General features: G+C 68.2%; 23 protein-coding genes. 10 read left to right on the top strand and 13 right to left on the bottom strand.

Features of this window, described 5'->3' with window-relative positions; translation table 11 throughout:
* Positions 1–36 precede the first annotated feature (36 nt).
* The 4 genes from GVN21_RS12225 to GVN21_RS12210 all read left to right on the top strand — a co-directional run bounded on the left by GVN21_RS12225 (position 37) and on the right by GVN21_RS12210 (position 5,309).
* Complete coding sequence (locus tag GVN21_RS12225) at positions 37–1,740, top strand: hypothetical protein (protein WP_166575032.1); 1,704 nt, start codon at positions 37–39, stop codon at positions 1,738–1,740.
* Between the two features lie 81 nt (positions 1,741–1,821).
* Positions 1,822–3,213 carry an adenosylhomocysteinase gene (gene ahcY, locus GVN21_RS12220; RefSeq protein ID WP_166575031.1) on the top strand — a complete coding sequence of 464 codons (1,392 nt, stop codon included), beginning with the start codon at positions 1,822–1,824 and terminating at the stop codon, positions 3,211–3,213.
* Positions 3,214–3,342: 129 nt separating this feature from the next.
* Entirely contained in the window at positions 3,343–4,191 is an 849-nt protein-coding gene (locus tag GVN21_RS12215; protein WP_166575030.1) for a PfkB family carbohydrate kinase, read from the top strand.
* A complete protein-coding gene (locus GVN21_RS12210) occupies positions 4,188–5,309 on the top strand; it encodes a serine hydrolase domain-containing protein (protein ID WP_166575029.1) in 1,122 nt (373 codons plus the stop codon). The genes GVN21_RS12215 and GVN21_RS12210 overlap by 4 nt, the downstream gene beginning before the upstream one ends.
* On the opposite strand, the gene GVN21_RS12205 is transcribed toward GVN21_RS12210, so the two are convergent.
* From GVN21_RS12205 to GVN21_RS12195, 3 genes are all read right to left on the bottom strand, one after another.
* Positions 5,310–6,623, bottom strand: a complete 1,314-nt coding sequence (locus tag GVN21_RS12205) for a serine hydrolase domain-containing protein (RefSeq protein WP_166575028.1) — start codon at positions 6,621–6,623, stop codon at positions 5,310–5,312.
* A gap of 233 nt (positions 6,624–6,856) precedes the next feature.
* Positions 6,857–7,771 carry an EamA family transporter RarD gene (gene rarD / locus GVN21_RS12200; protein ID WP_166575027.1) on the bottom strand — a complete coding sequence of 305 codons (915 nt, stop codon included), beginning with the start codon at positions 7,769–7,771 and terminating at the stop codon, positions 6,857–6,859.
* Positions 7,772–7,845: 74 nt separating this feature from the next.
* A complete protein-coding gene (locus GVN21_RS12195; RefSeq protein WP_166575026.1) occupies positions 7,846–8,883 on the bottom strand; it encodes an aspartate-semialdehyde dehydrogenase in 1,038 nt (345 codons plus the stop codon).
* 244 nt (positions 8,884–9,127) lie between these two features.
* On the opposite strand from GVN21_RS12195, the gene GVN21_RS12190 reads away from it, so the two are divergent.
* On the top strand, positions 9,128–9,439 hold the full coding sequence (locus GVN21_RS12190; RefSeq protein ID WP_166575025.1) for an REDY-like protein HapK: 312 nt from the start codon (positions 9,128–9,130) through the stop codon (positions 9,437–9,439).
* On the opposite strand, the gene GVN21_RS12185 is transcribed toward GVN21_RS12190, so the two are convergent.
* Complete coding sequence (locus tag GVN21_RS12185) at positions 9,417–10,325, bottom strand: LysR family transcriptional regulator (RefSeq protein ID WP_166575024.1); 909 nt, start codon at positions 10,323–10,325, stop codon at positions 9,417–9,419. The two genes, GVN21_RS12190 and GVN21_RS12185, sit on opposite strands and share 23 nt — an antisense overlap.
* A gap of 95 nt (positions 10,326–10,420) precedes the next feature.
* Here GVN21_RS12185 and GVN21_RS12180 point away from each other — a divergent pair, with 95 nt between their 5' ends.
* Together GVN21_RS12180 and GVN21_RS12175 are read left to right on the top strand one after the other, a co-directional pair.
* Positions 10,421–11,416 carry an aldo/keto reductase gene (locus GVN21_RS12180; RefSeq protein WP_166575023.1) on the top strand — a complete coding sequence of 332 codons (996 nt, stop codon included), beginning with the start codon at positions 10,421–10,423 and terminating at the stop codon, positions 11,414–11,416.
* A gap of 65 nt (positions 11,417–11,481) precedes the next feature.
* A complete protein-coding gene (locus GVN21_RS12175; RefSeq protein ID WP_166575022.1) occupies positions 11,482–11,868 on the top strand; it encodes a PaaI family thioesterase in 387 nt (128 codons plus the stop codon).
* Here GVN21_RS12175 and GVN21_RS12170 read toward each other — a convergent pair.
* Entirely contained in the window at positions 11,865–12,722 is an 858-nt protein-coding gene (locus GVN21_RS12170; protein ID WP_166575021.1) for a dienelactone hydrolase family protein, read from the bottom strand. The two genes, GVN21_RS12175 and GVN21_RS12170, sit on opposite strands and share 4 nt — an antisense overlap.
* Before the next feature lie 123 nt (positions 12,723–12,845).
* Here GVN21_RS12170 and GVN21_RS12165 point away from each other — a divergent pair, with 123 nt between their 5' ends.
* Both GVN21_RS12165 and GVN21_RS12160 read left to right on the top strand, forming a co-directional pair.
* Positions 12,846–13,640 carry a helix-turn-helix domain-containing protein gene (locus GVN21_RS12165; RefSeq protein ID WP_166575020.1) on the top strand — a complete coding sequence of 265 codons (795 nt, stop codon included), beginning with the start codon at positions 12,846–12,848 and terminating at the stop codon, positions 13,638–13,640.
* Between the two features lie 103 nt (positions 13,641–13,743).
* Positions 13,744–14,214 carry an SgcJ/EcaC family oxidoreductase gene (locus GVN21_RS12160; protein WP_166575019.1) on the top strand — a complete coding sequence of 157 codons (471 nt, stop codon included), beginning with the start codon at positions 13,744–13,746 and terminating at the stop codon, positions 14,212–14,214.
* Here the strand turns inward: GVN21_RS12160 and GVN21_RS12155 are convergent.
* Genes GVN21_RS12155 through leuC form a run of 6 tightly spaced genes read right to left on the bottom strand, consistent with a single transcriptional unit; the run spans position 14,211 to position 19,140 of the window.
* The gene (locus tag GVN21_RS12155) at positions 14,211–14,945 is read right to left on the bottom strand and encodes an EcsC family protein (RefSeq protein ID WP_166575018.1); all 735 of its coding nucleotides are present in this window, start codon (positions 14,943–14,945) and stop codon (positions 14,211–14,213) included. The two genes, GVN21_RS12160 and GVN21_RS12155, sit on opposite strands and share 4 nt — an antisense overlap.
* On the bottom strand, positions 14,945–16,003 hold the full coding sequence (gene leuB / locus GVN21_RS12150; protein WP_166575017.1) for a 3-isopropylmalate dehydrogenase: 1,059 nt from the start codon (positions 16,001–16,003) through the stop codon (positions 14,945–14,947). The genes GVN21_RS12155 and leuB overlap by 1 nt, the downstream gene beginning before the upstream one ends.
* Positions 16,000–16,296, bottom strand: a complete 297-nt coding sequence (locus GVN21_RS12145) for a putative quinol monooxygenase (RefSeq protein ID WP_166575016.1) — start codon at positions 16,294–16,296, stop codon at positions 16,000–16,002. Before GVN21_RS12145 ends, leuB begins: the two co-directional genes overlap by 4 nt.
* Positions 16,296–16,904, bottom strand: a complete 609-nt coding sequence (gene leuD, locus GVN21_RS12140; RefSeq protein ID WP_166575015.1) for a 3-isopropylmalate dehydratase small subunit — start codon at positions 16,902–16,904, stop codon at positions 16,296–16,298. Before leuD ends, GVN21_RS12145 begins: the two co-directional genes overlap by 1 nt.
* On the bottom strand, positions 16,901–17,713 hold the full coding sequence (locus GVN21_RS12135) for a VOC family protein (RefSeq protein ID WP_166575014.1): 813 nt from the start codon (positions 17,711–17,713) through the stop codon (positions 16,901–16,903). Before GVN21_RS12135 ends, leuD begins: the two co-directional genes overlap by 4 nt.
* Complete coding sequence (gene leuC, locus GVN21_RS12130; protein ID WP_166575013.1) at positions 17,710–19,140, bottom strand: 3-isopropylmalate dehydratase large subunit; 1,431 nt, start codon at positions 19,138–19,140, stop codon at positions 17,710–17,712. The genes GVN21_RS12135 and leuC overlap by 4 nt, the downstream gene beginning before the upstream one ends.
* A 328-nt stretch (positions 19,141–19,468) precedes the next feature.
* On the opposite strand from leuC, the gene GVN21_RS12125 reads away from it, so the two are divergent.
* The gene (locus GVN21_RS12125) at positions 19,469–21,289 is read left to right on the top strand and encodes a DUF885 domain-containing protein (RefSeq protein ID WP_346764257.1); all 1,821 of its coding nucleotides are present in this window, start codon (positions 19,469–19,471) and stop codon (positions 21,287–21,289) included.
* A gap of 376 nt (positions 21,290–21,665) precedes the next feature.
* Here the strand turns inward: GVN21_RS12125 and rplS are convergent, their stop codons facing one another.
* Both rplS and trmD read right to left on the bottom strand, forming a co-directional pair.
* Positions 21,666–22,064: a 50S ribosomal protein L19 gene (gene rplS / locus GVN21_RS12120; RefSeq protein ID WP_166575012.1), complete on the bottom strand. Its 399-nt coding sequence runs from the start codon at positions 22,062–22,064 to the stop codon at positions 21,666–21,668.
* A gap of 23 nt (positions 22,065–22,087) precedes the next feature.
* Positions 22,088–22,807: a tRNA (guanosine(37)-N1)-methyltransferase TrmD gene (gene trmD, locus GVN21_RS12115; protein ID WP_166575011.1), complete on the bottom strand. Its 720-nt coding sequence runs from the start codon at positions 22,805–22,807 to the stop codon at positions 22,088–22,090.
* Positions 22,808–22,910 lie beyond the last annotated feature (103 nt).

The raw sequence follows: 22,910 nt of genomic DNA, 5'->3' as shown, positions 1-22,910 counted from the left end.
GAAGGCGGGAGGGCGAAGCATTGCTAGGAAGGCGGCATGACCCGCGTTCTTTCACTGCTGGCCCTGCTGCTCGTCCTGCCGTTGATGGGCGCCGCCGCCCCGTCGGTGATCGCCTACGACCTTGCCCCCGTGATGCGCGACGGCGAGCTGACGGCGGTAGCCGTAACCCTGCGGTTCCGGGCGGAGGATGAGGGAGAAACCGAACTGGTGCTGCCCGACAGCTGGGGCGGCAAGGACAGGCTGTATCAGCATCTGGAGGGCATGACCGTCGAGGGCGGAACTCTGAGCCAAACGGGGCCGGCGCGGCGGCTGGTGCGGCATGCGCCGGGGGCGGCGGTGGTGGTTCGCTATCGGGTGGTCAACGCCTATGCCGGCGAGCCGAACGCGGAGAATGACAATCCCTATCGGCCGGTGGTGCGGCCAAGGTGGTTCCATCTGCTCGGCAACGCCTGGGTGGTGCAGCCGGTCCTGAAGACGCGACAGGCGGCGCGGGTGACCTGGACCGGCTGGCCAGCCGACTGGACCATCGCCTCTGACCTGCAGCACGCGGGCGCCGGTACTCTGGACATCGGCGGGGTGATCGAGAGCGTGGCCCTGGGCGGGCCGGATGTGCGGGTGGCGACGCGGCGGATTCCGGGCGGGACGTTGCGGGTGGCGATGCGCGGGGAATGGCCGTTCAAGCAGGGCGATTTCGCGGGGGATGTGGCCAAGGTGATCACGGCCCAGCGCGACTTCTTCGACGACGTGGAGGGGCCGTTCCTGGTCACCCTGATCCCCGTCGAGGCGCCCGAGGGCTGGCGGTCGGTGGGCGGCACCGGGCGGAGCGATGCGTTTGCGCTGTTCTCGACGCGGGGCGATGTCGAGGACGATATCGGCGGCATCCTGGGCCATGAGCATGTGCACAGCTGGATCCCCGGACAGCTGGCGCGGATGCCGGACAATGAGGCGTTGGACTACTGGTTCGGCGAGGGGTTCACTGACTTTTACGCCTGGCGGACCCAGCTGCGCGGCGGGGTTTGGACGCTGGATCAGTATCTGGCGGCCCTGAACGAGGCGTTCCGCGAGTATGACACCTCGGCGGCCCGGACCTGGGACAATGTGCGGGTGGCGGAGGGCTACTGGACCAATCGCGACGCCCAGCGGATTCCCTATCGGCGCGGCGCCTTCCTGGCCCTGCGTTGGGACGAGGCGCTGCGGCGCGGCAGCGGCGGCATGGTCGACCTCGACAATGTGGTGCTGGGCATGCGCAATCAGGTGCGCAATGCGCGGACGCCCGACGACATCCCCGGCGTGCGGTCCGGACTGACGGCCATGATGGTCTCAAAAGGGCTGGACCCGACGGCGGACATCGCCCGCTATGTCGACGCTGGCGAGGTCATCCCGTTGGATGGGGACTGGTTCGGCGGCTGCCTTGTCATCGAGACCGCCAGGGTGGCGGTGTTCGAGCGGGGCTGGGACCCTGCCAACACCAAGGAGGGCGTGCTGAACGGCGTCGATCCGGCTAGCCCAGCCTATGCCGCCGGCCTGCGCGACGGGATGAAGATCGTGCGCCGCGAGGGCGGCGTCATCGGTGATTCCCGGGTGAAGTATGTGCTGCGGGTCAAGGACGGGGAGACCGAGCGGGTGATCCGCTTCTATCCGGCCGGCAAGGCGCGGTTCGACCTTCGCACGGCGCGATTGGCGAGCGGGCTCGACCGGGCGGGGAAGGAACGATGCCGGAAAGCCATCGCCGGCATATAAGGATATCTTTATATCCTTATTGCTCCCGGAGGGCTTGGCGGCTATAGAGGCGCCAATCTTTCAATCCGCAAGGAGCCTTCCGTGGCTGACTACATCGTGCGCGACATCTCGCTGGCCGACTTCGGCCGCAAGGAAATCGCCATCGCCGAAACCGAAATGCCGGGGCTGATGGCCGTGCGCGAGGAGTTCGGCAAGGATCAGCCGCTGAAGGGCGCCCGCATCGCCGGGTCCCTGCACATGACCATCCAGACGGCGGTGCTGATCGAGACCCTGCAAGCTCTCGGGGCGGAAGTCCGCTGGGCCAGCTGCAACATCTTCTCCACCCAGGACCACGCCGCCGCGGCCATCGCCGCCACCGGCACCCCGGTGTTCGCGGTCAAGGGCGAGACCCTGGTCGAGTACTGGGACTACGCCCACAAGATCTTCGAGTGGCATGACGGCGGCTACCCGAACCTGATCCTCGATGACGGCGGGGACGCCACCCTGCTCTGCGTGCTGGGCCCCAAGGCGGAGAAGGATCCGTCGGTGCTGAACAACCCGCAGAACGAGGAAGAAGAAGCCCTGTTCGCGGTGATGAAGCGCTACCTGGCCGAGAAGCCCGGCTTCTACAGCGCCATCCGCGACAGCGTCACCGGCGTGTCGGAAGAGACCACCACGGGGGTTCACCGCCTCTACCAGATGGCCGCCGCCGGCGACCTGCCGTTCCCGGCCATCAACGTCAACGACAGCGTCACCAAGTCGAAGTTCGACAACCTGTACGGCTGCCGCGAAAGCCTGGTCGACGCCATCCGCCGTGGCACCGACGTGATGCTGTCGGGCAAGGTGGCGGTGGTCTGCGGCTACGGCGACGTGGGCAAGGGCTCAGCCGCCTCGCTGCGCCAGGGCGGCGCCCGCGTGATCGTCACTGAGATCGACCCGATCTGCGCCCTGCAGGCGGCGATGGAAGGCTATGAAGTCCAGACCCTGGACGACAGCGCCGGCCGCGCCGACATCTTCGTCACCGCGACGGGGAACAAGGACGTGATCACCGTCGACCACATGCGGGCGATGAAGAACAACGCCATCGTCTGCAACATCGGCCACTTCGACTCGGAAATTCAGGTCGCCGGCCTGAAGAACTTCAAGTGGGACGAGATCAAGCCGCAGGTCCACCACGTGGAATTCCCGGACGGCAAGAAGATCATCCTGCTGTCGGAAGGCCGTCTGGTGAACCTGGGCAACGCCACGGGCCACCCGTCCTTCGTGATGAGCGCCAGCTTCACCAACCAGACCCTGGCCCAGATCGAGCTGTGGACCAATCGGTCCAAGTACGAGAACAGCGTCTACACCCTGCCCAAGCACCTGGATGAGAAGGTGGCCATGCTCCACCTGGAAAAGCTGGGCGCCAAGCTGACCACCCTGCGCAAGGATCAGGCCGACTACATCGGCGTGCCCGAGCAAGGCCCGTTCAAGCCGGACCACTACCGCTACTAAGATTTCGCGAATCGCGAGACCGGAAGGGCGGAGGCGCAGGCCTCCGCCCTTTTTCTTTGTGTGGACTGTGGACCCTACCCCGCTTTTGGGCATGGCGCGGCGAACGCTGCTCGGCTAATCCCATCCCCCATGCCCATGGCGCTTCTCCTTTCCAGCCACGTTGCCGGCAGCCGCGTGGGCGGCTCGGCCCAGGCGTTGGCGCTCGCCCAGTTCAAGATCGACCCTGTGGCCGTGCCCACCGTGCTCTACGGCCGGCATCCCGGCTGGGGCGCGCCCGGCGGAGCCCAGGTGCCGATCGAGGCGTTCGAGGGGATGTTGGACGGGATCGAGGCCAACGGGCTGTTCGGCCTGACCGACCTGGTGATCACCGGCTACTTCGCCTCCGTCGAACAGGTGCGCGCGGCCGGGCGCGCCATCGAGGCGGTGCGCGGCGCGCCGCGCGAGGGGGCCTTCGCGCGCAAGCCCTACATCGTAGTCGATCCGGTGATGGGGGATGCGGGCAAGGGGCTTTATGTCGATCCGGGCGTGGCCCAGGCGATTGCGGAGGTGCTGGTTCCACTGGCCGACCTGATCACCCCCAACGCCTGGGAGCTTCAGCGGCTCAGCGGCACGGAGGTGCGCGATCCGGCCTCCGCGGTGCGGGCCGCACGGCTGATGGGCCGTCCGGCGCTGGTGTCCTCGGTGCATCGGGGCGGCGAGATCGGGGTGGTTTACGCCGACAAGCGCGAGGCCTGGCTGGCGGCGCACCTGAAGGCCGACAATGTGCCCAGCGGCACCGGGGATCTGCTGGCGGCGCTGTTCGCGGCGGCCATGCTGGAGGGGCAGACGCCATCCTACGGCCTGGCGCGGGCGGTCGGCGGTCTGGCCGAAACGGTGGCGGCGGCCGGCATCTGGCAGTCGCCGGAACTGCCGATCGTGGCGGTCGGGGCGAAGATCAAGAACGCCAGTCCGACGGTGCGTATGGAGCGGCTGGCATGACCGACATCGGCGGCTTCTGCAGTCCGCGGTTCTCGGGCGTCTTCGACGCCTTCGAGGCCAATTTCGAGGAGAACCTGGAGCTCGGGGCTCGCTTCTCCCTCGTTGTCGACGGCGAGCTGGTCGTCGATCTGTGGGGCGGCTGGGCGGATCGCAAACAGACTACGCCCTTCGACGACCGCACCCTGACCATGATCTACTCCACCACCAAGGCGGTGGCGGCGACCATGATCGCCCGGCTCGTGGAACAGGGGAAGCTGGCCTACGATCAGCCGGTCGCCAGCCTATGGCCGGAATTCGCCCAGAACGGCAAACAGGCGATCACCGTCGAACAGGTGCTGTCGCACCAGTCCGGCCTGCCGGGTTTCACGGCGGAGATGGATCCCGCCCTCTGGTTCGACCTGCAGGCCATTGCCGCGAAGCTGGCGGCGCTGGCGCCGATGTGGCCGCCTGGCTCGGCCAGCGGCTACCACGCCCTGACCGTGGGCTATCTGACCGGCGAGATCTTCCGCCGCGCGGATGGCCGCACGATGGGCCAGGCGCTGAAGGCCGACATCTGCCACCCGGCCGGGCTGGACCTGTGGATCGGCCTGCCGGACAGCGAGCACGGCCGGGTCGCGGAGCTGAAGCCGCCGACCGCCCTGCCGGTGTTCGGCGAGATCACCGATCCCAAACGGGCCGCCTTCCTGTCCCCCTGGGCGGCGCCGAACGGCCGGGGCCCAGAGTGGCGCCGGCTGGAGGTCCCCTCCGCCAACGGGCATGCCACTGCGGAAGCCTTGGCGCGGTTCATGGGCGCTCTGGCCGGGGACGGGTCGATCGGCGGGGTGCAGGTTCTCTCGCCGGCGGTGCGCGACCTGGCCTCGGCCGAGCGTATTCGCGGGCAGGACCTGGTGCTGCCCTACGAGCTGTCCTGGGCGGCGGGCTTCATGCGGGCGGCGCCGAACCATTTCTTCGGCCCGGGCGAGCGGACCATCGGCCACAGCGGCTGGGGCGGCAGCTGCGCCTTCGCCGATCCCGACGCGCGGGTCGGCGGCGCCTATGTGATGAACCGCCAGGACGTGCACCTGATCGGCGATCCGCGCAGCCGCCGGCTGATCTCGGCGGCCTACGAGGCCCTCTGATCAGGCGGTGGCGAGGACGCCGGCGATCTGTTCCTCGACGACGGTGAACTTCGACCGTTCGCGCAACTCCGCCAGCGGGGCGGCCAGGCCGTTGACCAGGTAGGTCATGCCCCTGCCGGTGGTCGGCTGGACCCATAGGCCGGAGACCAGGCCATAGGCGTCACCCGCATGCCCGATCCAGCCGGCGCACCCGGGGAACAAGCTGTCGCCTCCGCTGTCGGTGAGGATCTGGCAGCCCAGGCCATAGGCCAGGATCATTCCGCCATAGGCCTCGCCGTTCGGCCGCGCGGGCGTGTAGGTCCAGATCGGCTGGGCCATCAGGGCGACGGTTTCGGACTTGAGGATGCGGACGGTGTCGACCTGGCCGCCGCCGGCCAGCAGGCGGGCGAAGACCTCCAGATCGCGGGCGCTGGCGCGCAGGCCGCCCTGGGGGGAGAAGACGAAGCCGTTGCCGCCGTCATACTCGTCCGGGGCCAGCCGCAGGGTCTCGCCCTCCGGCGACCGGGTGACCAGGATTTCCGGGGCGGCTGGGACGGCCGCGTCGAACTGCGGCAGCCAGGGACCCTTGGCGTCCCAGGGGCCATCCTCGTCGGGCGCCTTGCGATAGAGGGCGGCGGCGTAGTTGCGCAGGCGCTGGGGAACGCCGGACCAGTTGTAGCCGCACTCCAGGCCCAGCGGCTTGAACACCCGGCGGGCCATGAACAGGTCGAACCGCTCGCCGGTCATCCGCTCGATCAGCTCGGCAATGACCGCGAAGTTGACGTTGGCATAGGCGAACCACTCACCCGGTCGCTCGCTCGCCGGGCCGAACCAGGCGCCGTTGTCCCATTGTTTGCCCCCGGGGGTCAGGGCGTCGGCCAGCTTGCGGCCGAGGCCGACGGGATAGCTGGGGCCATCGCGCAGGCCGCTGGTGTGGCTGAGCAGCATGCGCGGGGTGATCGGGACATCGGGGAACAGCGGGTGGCGCAGGGGGAAGCGGAGCAGTTCGGAGACGTCTTCGTCCAGGCCGACACGGCCCTGTTCCTGCAGGCTCATGAAGCCGATCGCGGCCACCAGCTTGGAGATGGAGGCGATGCGCATCGGCGAGTCGAGGCGCATGATCCGGCCGGTCGGCCCGGCGATGGCGTAGCCTCCGGCCTTGGCGAAGGTCGCGGTCTCGTCCGGGCGGCGGAAGGCGATGGTCGCATAGCCGGGGACCGCGCGTTTGGGCTCGCCCGTGCCGGTCTGCAGGCGGGAGAAGGGGTCGTCCTGGGCGAAAGCTGGAGCGGCAGCGAGGGCGACGCCGCTTGCCATCAGGGTCCGTCTGGAAATCACGCTCAGGGCCTCCGGTGAGAGATCAGCATACACAGGTCCTCGCCGCAGGGGACTGTGAACACCCAAGGGTCCCAAATCCGTCATCCCGGAAGTCCGCGAAGCGGGCTATCCGGGACCCAGGGGTGCATGATCTCGCTATCGAACACAGCTTTCCGGCCGGTGCGCTGCAGCCCCTGGGTCCCGGATAAGCGCTACGCGCTTTCCGGGATGACGGGAATGTTGGGCCGAGGAATCTATTGGGCAGGCGCCACCACAGTCCTGCGGGACGCCTGCCACGCCCCCCAGGCGAACACCGCCACACCGGCCCAGATGAAGGCGAAGCTCAGCGCCCGCATCGGGGTGAAGGCCTCGCCGAGCGCCAGGCCGACCATGAACTGCAACGTCGGGGCGACGAACTGCAGGAAGCCCAGCGCGGTCAGCGACAGGCGGCGGGCCGACCAGGCGAACAGGGCCAGGGGCGCCACGGTGGCGGGACCGGCGGCGAGCAGCAGCAGGGCGAGGGCCGGGCCGTCCAGGAAATGGCCCTGGCCGCTCGACTGCAGCCACAGCACGTAGGCCAGGCCCGGCAGGGCAAGGTAGGCGCATTCGAAGAACAGCCCGGTCTGGGCGTCGGCCTTCACCTGTTTGCGGATTACGCCATAGGCGCAGAAGCTGACCGCCAGGCCGAGCGAGATCAGCGGCAGGTGGCCCAGCGCCACGGTCTGGACCGCCACCCCGATGGCAGCCAGGGCGATGGCGATCTTGCCGGTCAGCGGCATCCGCTCGCGGAAGAACAGCGCCCCGACCGCCATGTTGAGCAGCGGGTTGATGTAGTAGCCGAGGCTGGCCTCGATCACCCGCCCGCTGTTCACGGCGACCACATAGATGGTCCAGTTGATCAGGATGGCCAAAGTGGAGAGGGCGAGCAGGCCCAGCGTGCGCGGCTCGGTCAGCACCCGCCGGACCTCCGGCCCCTGGCGCGACAGCCAGACCAGGGCGGCGGCGAAGAAGACGCTCCACAGAGTGCGGTGGGCGATCATCTCGCCGTTGCTGACGCCCAGCCCGCTCAGCAGGTGGAAGTAGAGGGGCAGGAATCCCCAGATGCCGTAGGCCCCGAGCCCCGCGAACAGGGCGGACCGGCCTTCCTTGGACTCAGGCAAGACACACACTCCGAAAGGTAAGAGGCCCGGACCTTGTGGGTCCGGGCCTCTCGATACGCTCCGCTTGTTGCGGGGCTATTCGATCAGGCCAGGGCCCTTTGCTTGATCAGGCCGCGGTCGTGCAGCAGCTGGGCGATCTGGACGGCGTTGAGGGCGGCGCCCTTTCGCAGGTTGTCGGAAACCACCCAGATCGACAGGCCGTGCTCGACGGTCGGGTCGTTGCGGATGCGGCTGACGTAGACGGGGAACTCGCCCTGGACTTCCTTGGCGGTGACGTAGCCGCCGTCCTCGCGCTTATCCACGACCATCACGCCGGGCGCCTCGCGCAGGATCTCGCGGGCCTCATCGTCGTCCAGCGCGCTCTCGAACTCGATGTTCACCGCCTCGCTGTGGCCGACGAAGACCGGCACGCGCACGCAGGTGACCGAGACCTTGATGTTGGGATCGAGGATCTTGTGGGTCTCGTCCCGCATCTTGCGCTCTTCCTTGGTGTCGCCGGAGCCGTCGTCGAGGAAGACGTCGCACTGGGGGATCACATTGAAGGCGATCTGCTTGTGGTAGACCTTTGGGGCCGGCGCGCCGAGGACGAAGACCCCCTTGGTCTGCTCCCACAGCTCGTCCATCGCCTCCTTGCCGGTGCCGGACACCGACTGGAAGGTGGAGACCACGATCCGCTTCACCTTGGCCGCGTCATGCAGCGGCTTCAGCGCCACCAGCAGGCCGGCGGTGGTGCAGTTGGGGTTGGCGATGATGTTCTTCTTCCGGAAGCCCTCGACCGCGTCGGGGTTCACCTCCGGGATGACCAGCGGCACGTCCGGGTCCATCCGGAAGTGGCTGGAGTTGTCGATCACGATGGGACCGGCGCGGCCGATCTTCTCGCCCCAGGCCTTGGATACCGACCCGCCGGCGCTCATCAGCACCAGGTCGACGGTGGAGAAGTCGAACTGCTCCAGGTCTTTGCATTTCAGGGTCTGGTTGATGAATGAGACTTCCATGCCGACCGACTTGCGGCTGGCGATGGCGTGAATCTCATCGACCGGAAATTCCAGTTCCTCGAGGATGTTGAACATCTCGCGGCCCACGTTGCCCGTGGCGCCGACGACGGCCACTCTGTAGCCCATCGGTAGTCTCCTAAAGTGCGCGAGCGCGGCAGGCGGAAGTGCACGCGGTTCCGCCGCCCGACGCGCTCACAACGATACATTTCGATCCTCTTGGCTTGCCAAGAGGATCAAGGCGCGGAGCGATACGCCCCCGCCCGGTCGCAAGCAAGGCAAGGAAACCTCTAGACCCTTTAAGGCCCCCTTTTGGACGGTATGGCCCGTCGAAAAGGTCTGTAGGTCTCTTGCTCCTGATGGAGTGGCAGATATGGCGACCGTGTTCCTGACCTACAAGCTGAAACCCGGAACTGCACCGGAAGACTACGAGGCCTGGATACGGTCGGTCGACTATCCGGGGATGCGGGGCCTGACCCGAGTCAGCAGCTTCGTGACCCACCGGGTCACCGGCCTGCTGATGGGGGAGGGAACGCCCAGCGTCGACTACATCGAGGTGTTCGACATTCCCGACCTGGCGGGTTTCGTCGGCGAGGATATGCCGGGCGCGGTGGTTCAGAAGATCATGGGCGAATTCATGGGCTTTGTGGACAATCCGGAATTCATCGTGGCGGAGCCGGTCTAGGCCGCCGGAGGAAGTCCACGAAGGCCCGCAGCGGGCCCGGCGCCAACCTTCGGCTGGGGTAGTATAGGCTTGGCCCTGGAAAGGTCTGGGACCAGTCGGCCATCACCTCCACCAGCCGGCCGTCGGCCAGCTCGCGTTCAACCAGACCGGAGAAGGTGAACATCAGGCCGACGCCGTCCACGGCGGCGCGGCCCAGGGCCTCCAAGGCGTTGGTGACCAGCGGGGTGCGGGGCGGGGTGGCGCGGATGATCTGGCCGTCTTTCTCGAATTCCCAGGGGGTCATGGAGCCGCTGGGGAAGCGGTGGCGGACGGCGACGTGGTGGGCCAGGTCGGCGGGGTGGGCCGGCGTTCCGTAGCGGGCAAGGTAAGAGGGCGCGGCGACCAGGGCGAAGCGCATCGGCGGGCCCAGCGGGATGGCGATCATGTCCTGGTCGAGGGCCTCCTCGAACCGCGCGCCGGCGTCGAAGCCGGCGGCGAAGATGTCCACGAAACTGTCGTCCACCACGATTTCCACCGTCACGCCGGGGTGCTCGGCCATGAAGGGCGCGAGGAGGGGCGGGAGGAGCAGGCGGGCGACGATGCCCGAGACATTGAGGCGGAGGGTCCCCAGCGGGGTGTCACGGAAGGCGTTGACCGCCTCCAGGGCGATGGCCACCCCGCCGAGCGCCGGTTCGAGCCGTTCGAGCAGCCGGGCGCCGGCCTCGGTCAGGGTGACGCTGCGGGTGGTGCGGTTGAGCAGGCGGACGCCGAGGCGGTCCTCCAGCCGGCGCACGGCCTGGCTGAGGGAGGAGGCGGAGACGTTGCGGGCCGACGCGGCGGAGCGGTAGCCGCGCGCGCGGGCGACGGCGGTGAAGGCGTCGAGGTCGGCTAGGTCCGGCTGGATCATTGTTCGAATTTCCGCACAGGTCGTCTCGAATGCAGCGGATTATCGCACAGCGGCATCAGGCGCATAACCCGCCTCGCAGCCGCAAGGAGATCGCCATGCAGACCCGTCAGTTGGGGGCCACCGGCCCGACCGTTTCCCAGTTCGGCCTCGGCGCCATGGGGATGAGCGACATGTACGGCCCCGCCGACCGGGACGAGAGCCTGGCCACCGTCCACACTGCGCTCGAGGCCGGCGTCACCCTGATCGATACCGGCGACTTCTACGGCAGCGGCCACAACGAGATGCTGCTGGCCGAGGCGCTGAAGGGGGTGGCGCGCGACCGCTATCAGCTGAGCGTCAAGTTCGGCGGCCTGCGCGGCCCGGACGGCGGGTTCGTCGGCTACGACAACCGGCCCAATTCGATGAAGAACTTCCTGGCCATGACGCTGAAGCGGCTGCAGGTCGACCATATCGACGTCTACCGGCCCTCGCGGCTGGATCCCCAGGTCCCGATCGAGGACACCATCGGGGCGATCGGCGAGATGGTCCAGGCTGGCTATGTCCGCCACATTGGCCTGTCGGAGGTCGGCGCCGAGACGATCCGCAAGGCGGCGGCTGTGCATCCGATCTGCGACCTGCAGATCGAGTATTCGCTGATCAGCCGGGGTATCGAGGCGGCGATCCTGCCGACCTGCCGCGAACTGGGGATCGCGATCACCGCCTATGGCGTGCTGGCGCGGGGGCTGATCAGCGGCCACTGGAGCAAGGACCGAACGGCGGCGGGGCGCGACATCCGTGGCTTCAACCCGCGCTATCAAGGCGACAATATCGACCACAACCTGGCCCTGGTGGAGGCGCTGCGGGCGGTGGCGGAGACCAAGGGCGTGACCGTCGCCCAGCTGGTCATCGCCTGGGTGGCCGCGCAGGGCGAGGACATCTTCCCCCTGATCGGCGCGCGGCGGCGCGAGCGGCTGGGCGAGGCGCTAGGCGCGCTGGACGTCACCCTGACGCGGGCGGACCTGGCGGCCATCGAGGCGGCGGCGCCGAATGGGGCGGCCCGTGGCGACCGTTATCCGACCGCGATGATGCAGCACTTGGACAGCGAGCGGTAGCTTACCCGCGTGGTTATGGCGGGCTCTGTCCGGGGCTGGCATGCTGGCGCCAGAGGAGACCCGCCATGACCTTCGACGCCGCCGCCCTGCCATTCGCCAAGCTGATGGGCGTGGAGTTCGTTGAGGCGACCAAGGAGAAGGTCGTCGGCCGCCTGCTGGTCCGCGACGACCTCTGCACCGCCGGCGCCATCCTGCACGGCGGGGCCGTGATGGCCTTCGCCGACAGCCTGGGGGCCGTGGGAGCGTTCCTGAACCTGAGCGCCGGCCAGCACACCACCACGCTGGAGAGCAAGACCAACTTCCTGGGCGCCGCCAAGGCCGGGACGACGGTGATCGGGACCGCCACCCCGCTGCACATCGGCGGCCGGACCAGCGTCTGGCAGACGCGGATCGAGCGCGAGGACGGCAAGCTGGTCGGGCTGGTGACCCAGACGCAGATGGTGCTCGGCTAGACTAGGGCGCCCTTGTACAGCTTCAACAGTTCCGCCCAGGCGCGCTCGGCTTCGGCCTCGTTGTAGGCGGCCGAGCCCGGCACGCACCAACCGTGATTGGCCTTGTAGACCTCGACGATGGCCGGATTGCCGGTCTTGTCGAAGGCGTCCTTGAGGATGGTCTTGCTCTCCGGCTGCTTGGCATCGTCATCCTGGGCGACGCCGAAGACCATCTTGGCCTTGATCTTCGGCGCCAGCAGGTGGGGGCTGTCGGGCTTGTCGGTGGTCAGGCCGCCGCCGTGCCAGCTGGCCCCGGCGCCCACGCGGTCCGGCCGGATGGCGGCGGCCCGCATGACGATCGCGCCGCCCATGCAATAGCCGGTGAAGCCCATCTTGGCCTTGGACACATGGTGGTTCTTGGCCAGCCAATCGACGAAGGCGGCGGTGTCGGTGTCGATGGTCGCGTTGGTCAGCTTGGACCGAAGTGCGAACACCGCCGCCCGGTCTTCCTGGTTGGCGAAGTCGAAGGTCTCGGACACCACCGGCGCCTTCTTCTCGCGGTAGTAGGGGTTGATGACCAGCACGCTGTAGCCGGCCGTCGCCAGCCGCCGGCCCATGCGGCGGAAGGCCGGGCGCAGGCCGACCACGTCGGGGATCATCACCACGCCCGGCTTGGCGCCCTTGCCGTGGAAGAAGGCGGCGTCGCAGGTCCCGTCGGGCGTGGGGACGTTGACGTCCATCTCCATGATCCCGTCCTCGGCCAGGGCCGGCGCGGCGACCGCCGAACCCACCGCAAGGGAGGCCAGGCCGAAGCCTCGGCGGGAAATTTTTGGATCGTGGGCGATGCCGGGAGGCATGTCGTCGTCTCGGGCCATGGGGTGCTCCTGATGTCGGGTCATACTGACCGGCTGCGATGTGGACTTCATCCAAAGATGGCGTGATGGCGAAGCATTGCCAGCCGGCAGGCGGCGAGCGATGGTTTTGCCGAGGGCCTGTCGATGCTGACCTACAAGGAAAAAAGGGCACCGCCCGTGCTTCGCGGGGTGGTCAGCCACTTCGCCGAACGCCGAGGCGACCTGACCGGCCGGCCCCTGTCTCTCGCGCTTCCCGGGCGGCCTGACCAGTTCCTGGAAATCTACCTGGCTGAACCCTATCGCCCGCGCATCGATGGCGGCCCGCCCAGCCCCGCCCCGGAATTGGTGGTCGTCGGGCCGCAGAGCTATCGCCGGGTGGAATTGGACATGGTCGGGGAGGTGCTCGCCTTTCACATTCATTTCGCCCCGACCGGCTTCCATCGATTGTTTGGGCCTTCGATGCGCGAGCTTGCCGATCAGGCCTTCGATGCGATGGACGTGGTCGGCCGACGGGCCGCCCCGCTGAGAGAAGCGATCCGGCGGGCGGTCGGCTTCGACGAAAGGGTCCTGGTGGCGGCGGCGTGGGTCCATGGGATGCTGGAAGGCGCGCGTGGGGAGTCGGAGGTGGACCGCGCGGCCCGGCTGCTGGCGCGTGTGGGCGGCGCCATGCGGGTCGAAGACATGGCCATCCGCAGCGGCCTTGGCGTGCGCCAGTTCAATCGGCGCTTCACCGACTCCGTGGGTTTGCCGCCGAAACTCTACGCGCGCACGCTGCGGTTCAACCGGGTGCTTGATCAGAGAGCGATGCGGCCGGGCGAGAGCTGGACGCGCCTTATCCAGGAGGCCGGCTATTTCGACGACGCCCATTTCGCCCGCGACTGCCGCGCCTTCGGCGGGGCGTCGCCCGGCGCACTCGCCGCCCAGGCCGTCCTGGGGTGACCGATTTTTACAATTGGGGTCCTCACAGGTCCGGCAAACTTCCCGGAGACGTTGGGAGAACTGTGACGTGCAGAGGCGAGCGGTGCTGGCAGGGATGGGAGCGATGATCACGGCAGGCAGTGTCGAAGCGGCCGATGACCGGCTTGCACGAGGGGTTCGGGCCTTTCTGCAGGCGCATGAGGACGCCTGGAACGCCGCCGACGCCAAGGCGATGTTCGACTGGGCGACAGCGGATGTTCACTGGGTCAATGTGGTCGGCATGCACTGGCGCGGCCGTGCCGAGGTCGAGGCGGCGCACCGGGTCTACTTCGACATCATGTTCAAAGGTGTTCCCCTGAAGCTGGTTGAGGTCGAACGCCTGACGCCGCTGGCGCCGGAAGTTGCCGTCTGCGTGGCCTGCTGGCGCGTGGGCGCCTATCGGACCCCCGGCGGTCAGTTGCGGCCGGAGGCCCTCAACCGCATGAGCTTTACGCTCGTGGGCCCTCCCGAAGCCCTGCGCATGGCGCATGTCGCCAATATCGAGGTGGTGGCCGAGGCCCAGGTCCATGACCCCCTTCGGGGACGCAGGGGTTAGGCGCGGTCGCTGAACCACCGCAGGCGATAGGCATTCATCGCCGCCACACCCAGGTGGTCGAGCAGGCGGAAGTTGACGAAGGCGCCGATGGGGGCGCCGACCACGGGGATCAGCTGGGCCAGCTTCGCCAGGTCGATATAGTCCCGGTATTGCTGCTGGAAGGTGCGCCAGTCGAAGTCGCGGGGGGAGGCCGGGCGGGCCTCGGCGGTCTGGGCCCAGGTTTCCAGGGTGCGATAGACGGCCTGGCGATGGTCGCCGCTGGAGAAGGCCAGCTGGAAGATCGACAGGATGTAGAGCCGCTCGTCCCAGGTCTCGCCATCGTGACCGTAGAGGGCGGCGATCTCGAACAGCAGCTTGATCTTGAAGCCGATCAGCACCGGGAAATCCGCCGCGGCCAGCAGGAAGCCGCCCGCGCCGGCCACCCCGCCCTCGGCGGCGGCCATGGTGCGGTAGGCGGCGATGCGCTGCTTGACCAGGCTCTCGCGGGCGCCGAGCGAGGCGTTGACCAGAGGCTGGGCGGTGGTCAGGTCGGAGCCGGTCAGAATGGTGCGGGTCAGGCCCTCGATCACCTTGGTGACGGCGGCGTGGATCCCCTCCGGGATCAGGTTGTTGACCGTCTGCTGCATGTTCCGCGCGGCGCGGTCCATGGGGCCGGGAGGCTTGAGCACCTTCTCGCGCCAGGCCGCCAGTTCGGCCTGGGCGGTCTCTTCGTGGGCGTCGAGGCGAGCCATCAGGCCTTTAACGCGCTCAGCACCGCATCGCCCATTTCGACCGTGGTGAGCCGGCCGCCAAGGTCGCGGGTGCGGGCGCCGGCCGCCAAGGCGGCTTCAACCGCGCCGAACAGGCGGTCGGCCTCGGCGGCGCGGTTCAGGCTCCAGCGCAGGGCCATCTCGAAGGACAGGATGGCCGCCAGTGGGTTGGCGACGCCCTGGCCGGCGATGTCGGGGGCCGAGCCGTGGATCGGCTCATAGAGGCCGGGACGGCCGGGCTCGCCCAATGCCGCGCTGGGCAGCATGCCGAGCGAGCCGGTCAGCTGGGCGGCGGCGTCGGAGAGGATGTCGCCGAACAGGTTGTCGGTCAGCAGGACGTCGAACTGGGTGGGCGCGCGGACCAGTTGCATGGCGGCGTTGTCGGCCAGGATGTGTTCCAACTCGACGTCGGGGTAGTCGCGCTGGTGCAGACTTGTGACCACTTGCCGCCAAAGCAGGCCCGATTCCATGACGTTGGACTTCTCGGCGCTGTGCACCTTGTTGCGCCGACCGCGGGCCAGCTCGAAGGCGACGCGGGACACCCTCTCGATCTCGCTGGTCGTATAGACCTGGGTGTCGACGCCGCGCTGCTGGCCGTCGGGCAGGGTCTCGATGAAGCGGGGCTGGCCGAAGTAGACCCCGCCGGTCAGCTCGCGGACGATCATGATGTCGAGGCCGGCGACCAGCTCGCGCTTGAGGCTGGAGGCGTCGGCCAGGGCGTCGAAGCAGAGGGCCGGGCGCAGGTTGGCGAACACCTGCATTTCCTGGCGCAGGCGCAGAAGGCCGGCCTCGGGCCGCTTGTCGCGCGGCGCGCCGGCCCATTGCGGCCCGCCAACCGCGCCCATCAGCACCGCGTCGGCGGCGAGGGCGGCGGCGACCGCCTCGTCGGTGATCGGAACCCCGTGGCGCTCGAAGGAGCAGCCGCCGAAGTCGCGCTCGTCGATCCGGATGTCAGGGGCCAGGGCGGCGGCCACGCGGCGGACCTGGGCGCAGACTTCGGGGCCGATGCCATCGCCTGGGAGGAGGAGCAGGGTGGTCAAAACGCTTCGCCTTCGGAAGAGTCGTAGAGCTTGATGTCGCGCTCGCGAATCTGGCCGGCCAGGGCCGTGCGCCAGGTCGCCATGTGGGCGGTCTTGAAGTGGGCCTCCAGCGCGGCGCGGTCGGTCCACAACTCGGAGACGCGGACCAGGCCCGGCTCCAGCAGGTCCAGCGCATAGGCATAGGTCAGGCAGCCGTCCTCGGCGCGGCTGGCGGCCATCATCGCTTCCATGGCCGGGCGCAGGCGTTCGATGGCGTCCGGATCGACCCGGACGGTTCCCATGACGATGACCATCAGGCTTCCATCCAGGGCGTGGCCAGGGCGCGCCGGCTCTCGTAGAGATCGATGTCGGGTGCGTGCTGCAGGGTCTCGCCGATGGCGTCCAGGCCCTTGAGCAGCTTGGCCTTGCGGTCCGGGTCGATGTCGAAACGGTATCTGGCGCCCGACGGGGCGGTGACCGTCTGGCTCTCCAGGTCGACGGTGAAGACGTGGTTGCCGCCCTTGGCCTCGTCCATCAGGGCCTCGACCTCCTCCGGCTTGAGGATGACCGGCAGGAGGCCGTTGTTGAGGCAGTTGTTCTTGAAGATGTCGGCGAAGCTGGTGGAGATCACGCAATCGATGCCGAAGTCCATCAGGGCCCAGGGCGCATGCTCGCGACTGGAGCCGCAGCCGAAGTTGTCCCCGGCGATCAGGATGTTGGTCCCCCGGTACTCCGGCCGGTTGAGCACGAAGTCCGGCCGCTCGCCGCCCTGGTCGTCGAACCGCAGGGCGAAGAACAGGCCCTTGCTCAGCCCCTCGCGCTCCACCGTCTTGAGGAACTGGGCCGGGATGATCTGGTCGGTGTCGATGTTGGCGAGGCCTAGCGGAGCGGCGCGGCCGTCGAGGCGGGTGAAGGCTTTCATCCGGTTCGTCCGAGGATAAGCGTGGGAACGCCCTCCGGGGCGTCCTTGACGGTGAAGACGCGGGTGCCGGGCTTGCGGCCATCGCGGATGTCGGAGACGGCGAAGGACTGGCCGATGCGGGCGTGGGCGGCGTCGATGTCGGGTACGCGCCAGGAGAGGCCCCAGAGGCTGTCGGGGTCGTCGCCGGGCTCCTGCTTCAGCTGCTGGGCCACCTCGACAATCAGGTCTCCGCACTGGAAGAACATCAGCCGCGTGCCCCAGTCGGGGTTGCTGCGATCGAGCTTGAACGGCAGGCCAAGCCGCGCGCCATAGAAGGCGGCGGCACGGTCGGGGTTGCGGGTGGAGACCACCACATGGTCCAGGCCGCTGACCGCGCCGGCCTCATCGCCGACCGCGGGGGAGGCGGGCCAGGCGGGCGTCTCCCCGACCAGGAAGGTGGTGACCCCGTTGGCGCCGTCCGTGACGATGGCCGTCGGCCAGGTGCGGGTCTGGCCGTCCTCGGTCTTGGTGCGCACCGGCATCGGGTCCATCGAGGCGACGGAAAGGCGGGACAGCCGCTTGCGGTCGCCCTCCATGTCGTCGGTGGCAAAGGCAAGGGCCCAGAGACCGCCGGCGCCGGCGAACATCGGGTTGCCCTCGCCGGGCTGGATGACGTCCAGCGCGGTGTTGCCAAGCTGGTACCAGACATGCCGCGTCCCGCCGCCGGACCCGCGCCAGTCGGCCTCGCGGCCGAGCAGGCGGGTGAGGCCGTCCAGGGCCGCATCGAGGTTCTTCACCACCAGGGCGATGTGGTCGAGGGCGGTGATCATGGCTCCAGGAACGTCCGCACGTCGACGATGTGGCCGGCGATCGCCGCCGCCGCGGCCATTGCCGGGCTCATCAGGTGGGTGCGGCCGCCACGGCCCTGGCGGCCTTCGAAGTTGCGGTTGGAGGTGGAGGCGCAGCGCTGGCCGGGGGTCAGCTTGTCGGGGTTCATGCCCAGGCACATCGAACATCCCGGCTCACGCCATTCGAAGCCGGCGGCTTTCAGGATGGCGTCCAGGCCCTCTTCCTCGGCCTGCGCCGCGACCAGGCCCGAGCCCGGCACGATCATGGCGCGGACGTGCGGAGCGACCATGCGGCCGTGCAGGAAGGCGTCCTGCGCCACCTTGGCGGCGGCGCGCAGGTCCTCGATGCGGCTGTTGGTGCAGCTGCCGATGAAGACCACATCGATCTTCGCCTCGGTGATCGGCTGACCGGCCGTCAGCCCCATGTACTCCAGGGCGCGCTCGGCCGAGGCCCGCTTGTCGGCGGTCTCGAAGCTGGCGGGGTCCGGGACATGGCCGGTGACCGGCAGGGTGTCTTCCGGGCTGGTGCCCCAGGTGACGGTGGGGACGATGTCGGCGGCGTCGAGGCGGACCTCACGGTCGAACACCGCGTCGGGGTCGGTGAAGAAGGTGCGCCAGTAGCTCATCGCCATGTCCCAGGCGGCGCCCTTCGGCGCGGCCGGGCGGCCCATCATGTAGTCGAAGGTGGTCTGGTCCGGGGCGATCAGGCCGGCGCGGGCGCCGCCTTCGATGGTCAGGTTGCAGAGGGTCATCCGGCCCTCCATCGACAGCGCCCGCACGGCCTCGCCGGCGAACTCGATCACCGAACCGGTGCCGCCCGCCGTGCCGATCCTGCCGATGATGGCCAGGGCCATGTCCTTGGCGGTGACGCCGGGACCAAGCTCGCCGTCCACCGTGACGCGCATGTTCATCGACTTGGCCTGGCGCAGCGTCTGGGTGGCCAGGACGTGTTCGACCTCGCTGGTGCCTATCCCTTGCGCAAGCGCGCCGAACGCGCCGTGGGTGGAGGTGTGAGAATCGCCGCAGACGACGGTCATGCCAGGCTGGGTCCGCCCCTGCTCGGGGCCGACCACATGGACGATACCGTTGCGGATGTCGCCCATCGGGAAGTATTCGATTCCGTTGTCGGCGACGTTGCGGCCCAGGGTCTGCAGCTGCAGCCGCGCCTCCGGGTCCTCGACCGCGTCGACGCCCAGCGCCTGCCCGATGGTCGGGGTGTTGTGGTCGGCAACCGCGAGCGTGCGGTCGGGCCGGCGCACCTTGCGGCCCGCGGCCCGGAGGCCCGCGAAGGCCTGGGGCGTGGTCACCTCGTGGATCAGGTGCAGGTCGATGTAGAGAACTGTCTCGCCGCCATCCTGAGCGACGGCGTGCGCGTCCCAGATCTTGTCGTAGAGTGTCTTGCCGGCCATGCAGGCGGTTTAGGACGGGCGAGGGCGCGCCGTCCAGAGCGGCGCAACAAAAGTGCGCGGGATCAGACGCGGCGGCCGGTCGCGGGCAAGGACTTGCCCCGACTTATCCCACCACACCGTCATCCTCGGGCTTGTCCCGAGGACCCATCGTTCAGCCACCGCGAACCCTTGCCATGGAGGCGCGGGCGCGCCTCCACCCATTGCATTGTGCGAGCGGACAAATGGGTCCTCGGGACAAGCCCGAGGATGACGGGGCGGGAAACAACAGGTGACAGCCTGCCCGAACCGTGGAGACTGCGCGCCCTTAAACCTCGAGAGGGACGCCCAAGTGACCCAACTGCTCATCAACCGTCGCCTGGCGCTGGCCGGGCTGGTTCTCGCGGGGCCGCTGGCCCAGGTCTCCCTTGGTGGAATCGCCTTCGCTCAGGGAAGCGAGGACGCCAGGTTCACCGCCTTCCTCGACGCGGCGTTCGACCAGGCGATCGCCTTGAGCCCCGAAACGATGACCTCGCTGGGCATGAAGACCGACTACGGCAAGCTGGACGACTACACCGACGCGGGGGCGGACAAAGGGTTGGCGCTGTCGGAGACGCAGCTGGCGGCCATGAAGGCGCAGTTCTCCTACGACAAGCTGGGGTCCCAGTCGCAGATCAGCTGGCGGCTGTTCGAGCAGTCCGTGGCGGTGGCCAAGGAGGGCGTGCGCTGGCGGGACCACGGCTATCAGGCCACGGTCAACGGCAGCCACGCCGGGGAAATCCCGGTCTTCCTGATCAACCAGCATCGCGTCGATGGGGTCGGCGACGCCGAGGCCTACATCAGCCGGCTGAAGGACACCAAGCGGGTGATGATCGAGGTGTCCGCCTCGATCGAGAAGTCGGCGTCCAAGGGGATCGTGGCTCCGGCCTTCACCTTTCCGCCGGTCGAGAAGGACGCCCGAAACGTGCTGGCCGGGGCGCCGTTCACCGACGGAGAGGACGTGGCGGTCTGGGCCGACTTCAAGGCCAAGGTCGGCAAGCTGACCGCGTCGCAGGCCGACAAGGATCGGCTGCTGGCGGAGGGCAGGGCGGCGCTGACCGGGCCGTTCAAGGAAGGCTACGAGCACTTCCTGGCCACCCAGAAGAAGGTCCAGGCCCAGGCCAAGGGCAACAACGGCGCCTGGGCGCTGCCCGACGGGGAGGCCTATTACGCCTACCGGCTGAAGGTCTCGACCACCACCGACATGACCGCCGAGCAGATCCACCAGCTGGGGCTGGCTAACCTCAAGCGGGTGCAGGGGGAGATGCGGGCCATCATGGCCAAGGTCGGGTTCAAGGGCTCGCTGCAGGATTTCTTCAAGGCCATCAAGACCGACGCGAAATACCAGTACCCCAACACCGATGCCGGCAAGCAGCAGTACCTGGCCGACGCCAAGGGCTACATCGCCCAGGTGATGGCCAAGGCGCCGGAGTATTTCATGCGTCTGCCCAAGGCGCCGCTGGAGGTGCGGGCGGTCGAGGAATGGCGCCAGGAGACGGCGAGCGTGGCCTTCTACAACCGGCCGACGCCGGACGGGTCTCGCCCCGGCATCTACTACGTCAACCTGGCCGACATGACCCAGGTGCTGAAGCCCCAGGCCGAGGGCATCGCCTATCACGAGGGCGCGCCGGGGCACCATTTCCAGATCGCCCTGGCCCAGGAACTCCAGGGGCTGCCGAAGTTTCGCAGGTTCGGCGGCTATGGCGCCTACATCGAGGGGTGGGGGCTGTATTCGGAGCGGCTGGGCAAGGAGATGGGATTTTATACCGACCCGTATTCCGACTTCGGCCGGCTGTCGCTGGAGGCCTGGCGCGCGGTGCGCCTGGTCACCGACACCGGTCTGCACGCCAAGAAGTGGACCCGCGAGCAGAGCATCGCTTTCTTCCAGGAAAACTCGCTGCTCAGCGAGCGCGACATCGTCAAGGAAATCGAGCGCTACATCTGCTGGCCCGGCCAGGCGACCAGCTACATGGTCGGCCAGCAGAAGATCCTGATGCTGCGCCAGAAGGCCAAGGCAGCCCTGGGTGGGAAGTACGATATCCGGGCGTTCCACGACGCGGTGCTGAAGGACGGCGCCCTGCCGCTGGACGTGCTGGAGCAGCAGGTGGACGCCTATATCGCTGGGGCGAAGTAAGGAAGCGAGACGCTCCTCCCCCATCGGGGGAGGTGGCCGCGAAGCGGCTGACAGCTCCTCCGAGGAGGCAGGACTATCGCATATGGCGGCAAGCTACCTTCAAACCCTCTCCCGCGAGGGAGAGGGAGGGGCCCGCGCTGCGAAAGCAGCGTGGGAGGGAGAGGGTTTACGCTGCTTGCCCTATTCCCACCGTCCCTACACCCTCTTCCTCCCACCGCTTCGCGGCGGGCCCCTCCTTCCCCCTTAGGGAGAAGGGAAAGAAACCTAGAACCGACGGCCATATGCGATTGCCCTGCCCGAGGGGGGAGCAACTGAGAATGAAAAAGGCCCCGCCGTTTCCAGCGGGGCCTTTCCAATTCCAGCCTGAAACGGCGGCTTATTCGCCGGCGTCGGCGGTTTCCTTCTTGGCGCCCATGGCGCGTTCGGCGATCCGGGCCGACTTACCGCGACGGTCGCGCAGGTAGTAGAGCTTGGCGCGACGGACGACGCCGCGACGCTTCACTTCGATGCTTTCGATGTTCGGCGAGAAGATCGGGAATACCCGCTCCACGCCTTCGCCGAAGCTGATCTTGCGGACGGTGAAGCTCTCGTGGATCCCGGCGCCTTGGCGGCCGATGCAGACGCCTTCGTAGGCCTGTACGCGCTCACGGTCGCCTTCCTTGATGCGGACGTTCACTCGCAGGGTGTCGCCGGCCTGGAAGTCAGGGGTCTTGCGCTGGGCGGCGAGACGCTCGGCCTCTTCCTTCTCCAGCTGCTTGATGATGTTGGCAGCCATAGTCTCTACTCCAATTTTAGGGCTTACCCTTTGCGGGCGCCGTTTGCCTGTAAGTTGGCGAGGTGGGCCGCCCAGAGATCGGGCCGCCGCTCGCGGGTCGTCAGTTCACGTTGCTCCTGCCGCCAGGCCGCGACCCGCTTGTGGTCGCCGCTCAGCAGCACCTCGGGGATGTCCAGCCCTTCGAACGTCCGCGGTCTGGTGAACTGCGGATGCTCGAGGAGCCCGTCCTCGAAGCTTTCTTCCTTGAGGCTGTCCGCCTGCCCGAGCACCCCCGGAACAAGACGAACGCAGGCCTCGATCGCCACCATTGCCGCCGCCTCGCCACCGGCCAGGACCGCGTCTCCGACGGAGACCTCCTCGAACCCCCGGGCGTCGAGCACCCGCTGGTCCACCCCCTCGAACCGGCCGCAGAGGACGATGATCCCCGGCGCCTCGGCCCACTTCGAAACTCGCGCCTGGGTCAGGGGCCTGCCCCGGGCGCTCATGCACAAAAGCGGCCGTCCCGCGAGGTCGACACTGTCGAGCGCCGCCGCGATCACGTCCGCCTTCATCACCTGTCCAGGACCGCCACCCGCGGGGGTGTCGTCGAGGAAGCCGCGCTTATCCTTGGAAAAGGTCCGAATGTCCACTGTTTCAAGGCGCCACAGGTCCTGTTCCCGCCAGGCCGTGCCGATCAGGCTGACACCCAGCGGGCCGGGGAAGGCCTCGGGGAACATGGTCAGGACGGTGGCGGTGAAGGGCATGGGGCGGGGGCTATAGCCCAAAGCCCCTGAAGAGTCGAAGGCGAGCCTAGTTCGGCGCCAGCTCGATGTTGAACTTTTCCGCGAAGTCCGGGTGGGGCGGGGT

This window comes from Caulobacter sp. SLTY (genome assembly GCF_009905535.1).
In the GTDB taxonomy this organism is placed as follows: domain Bacteria; phylum Pseudomonadota; class Alphaproteobacteria; order Caulobacterales; family Caulobacteraceae; genus Caulobacter.
This window is presented reverse-complemented; position numbering and strand designations above follow the sequence as displayed.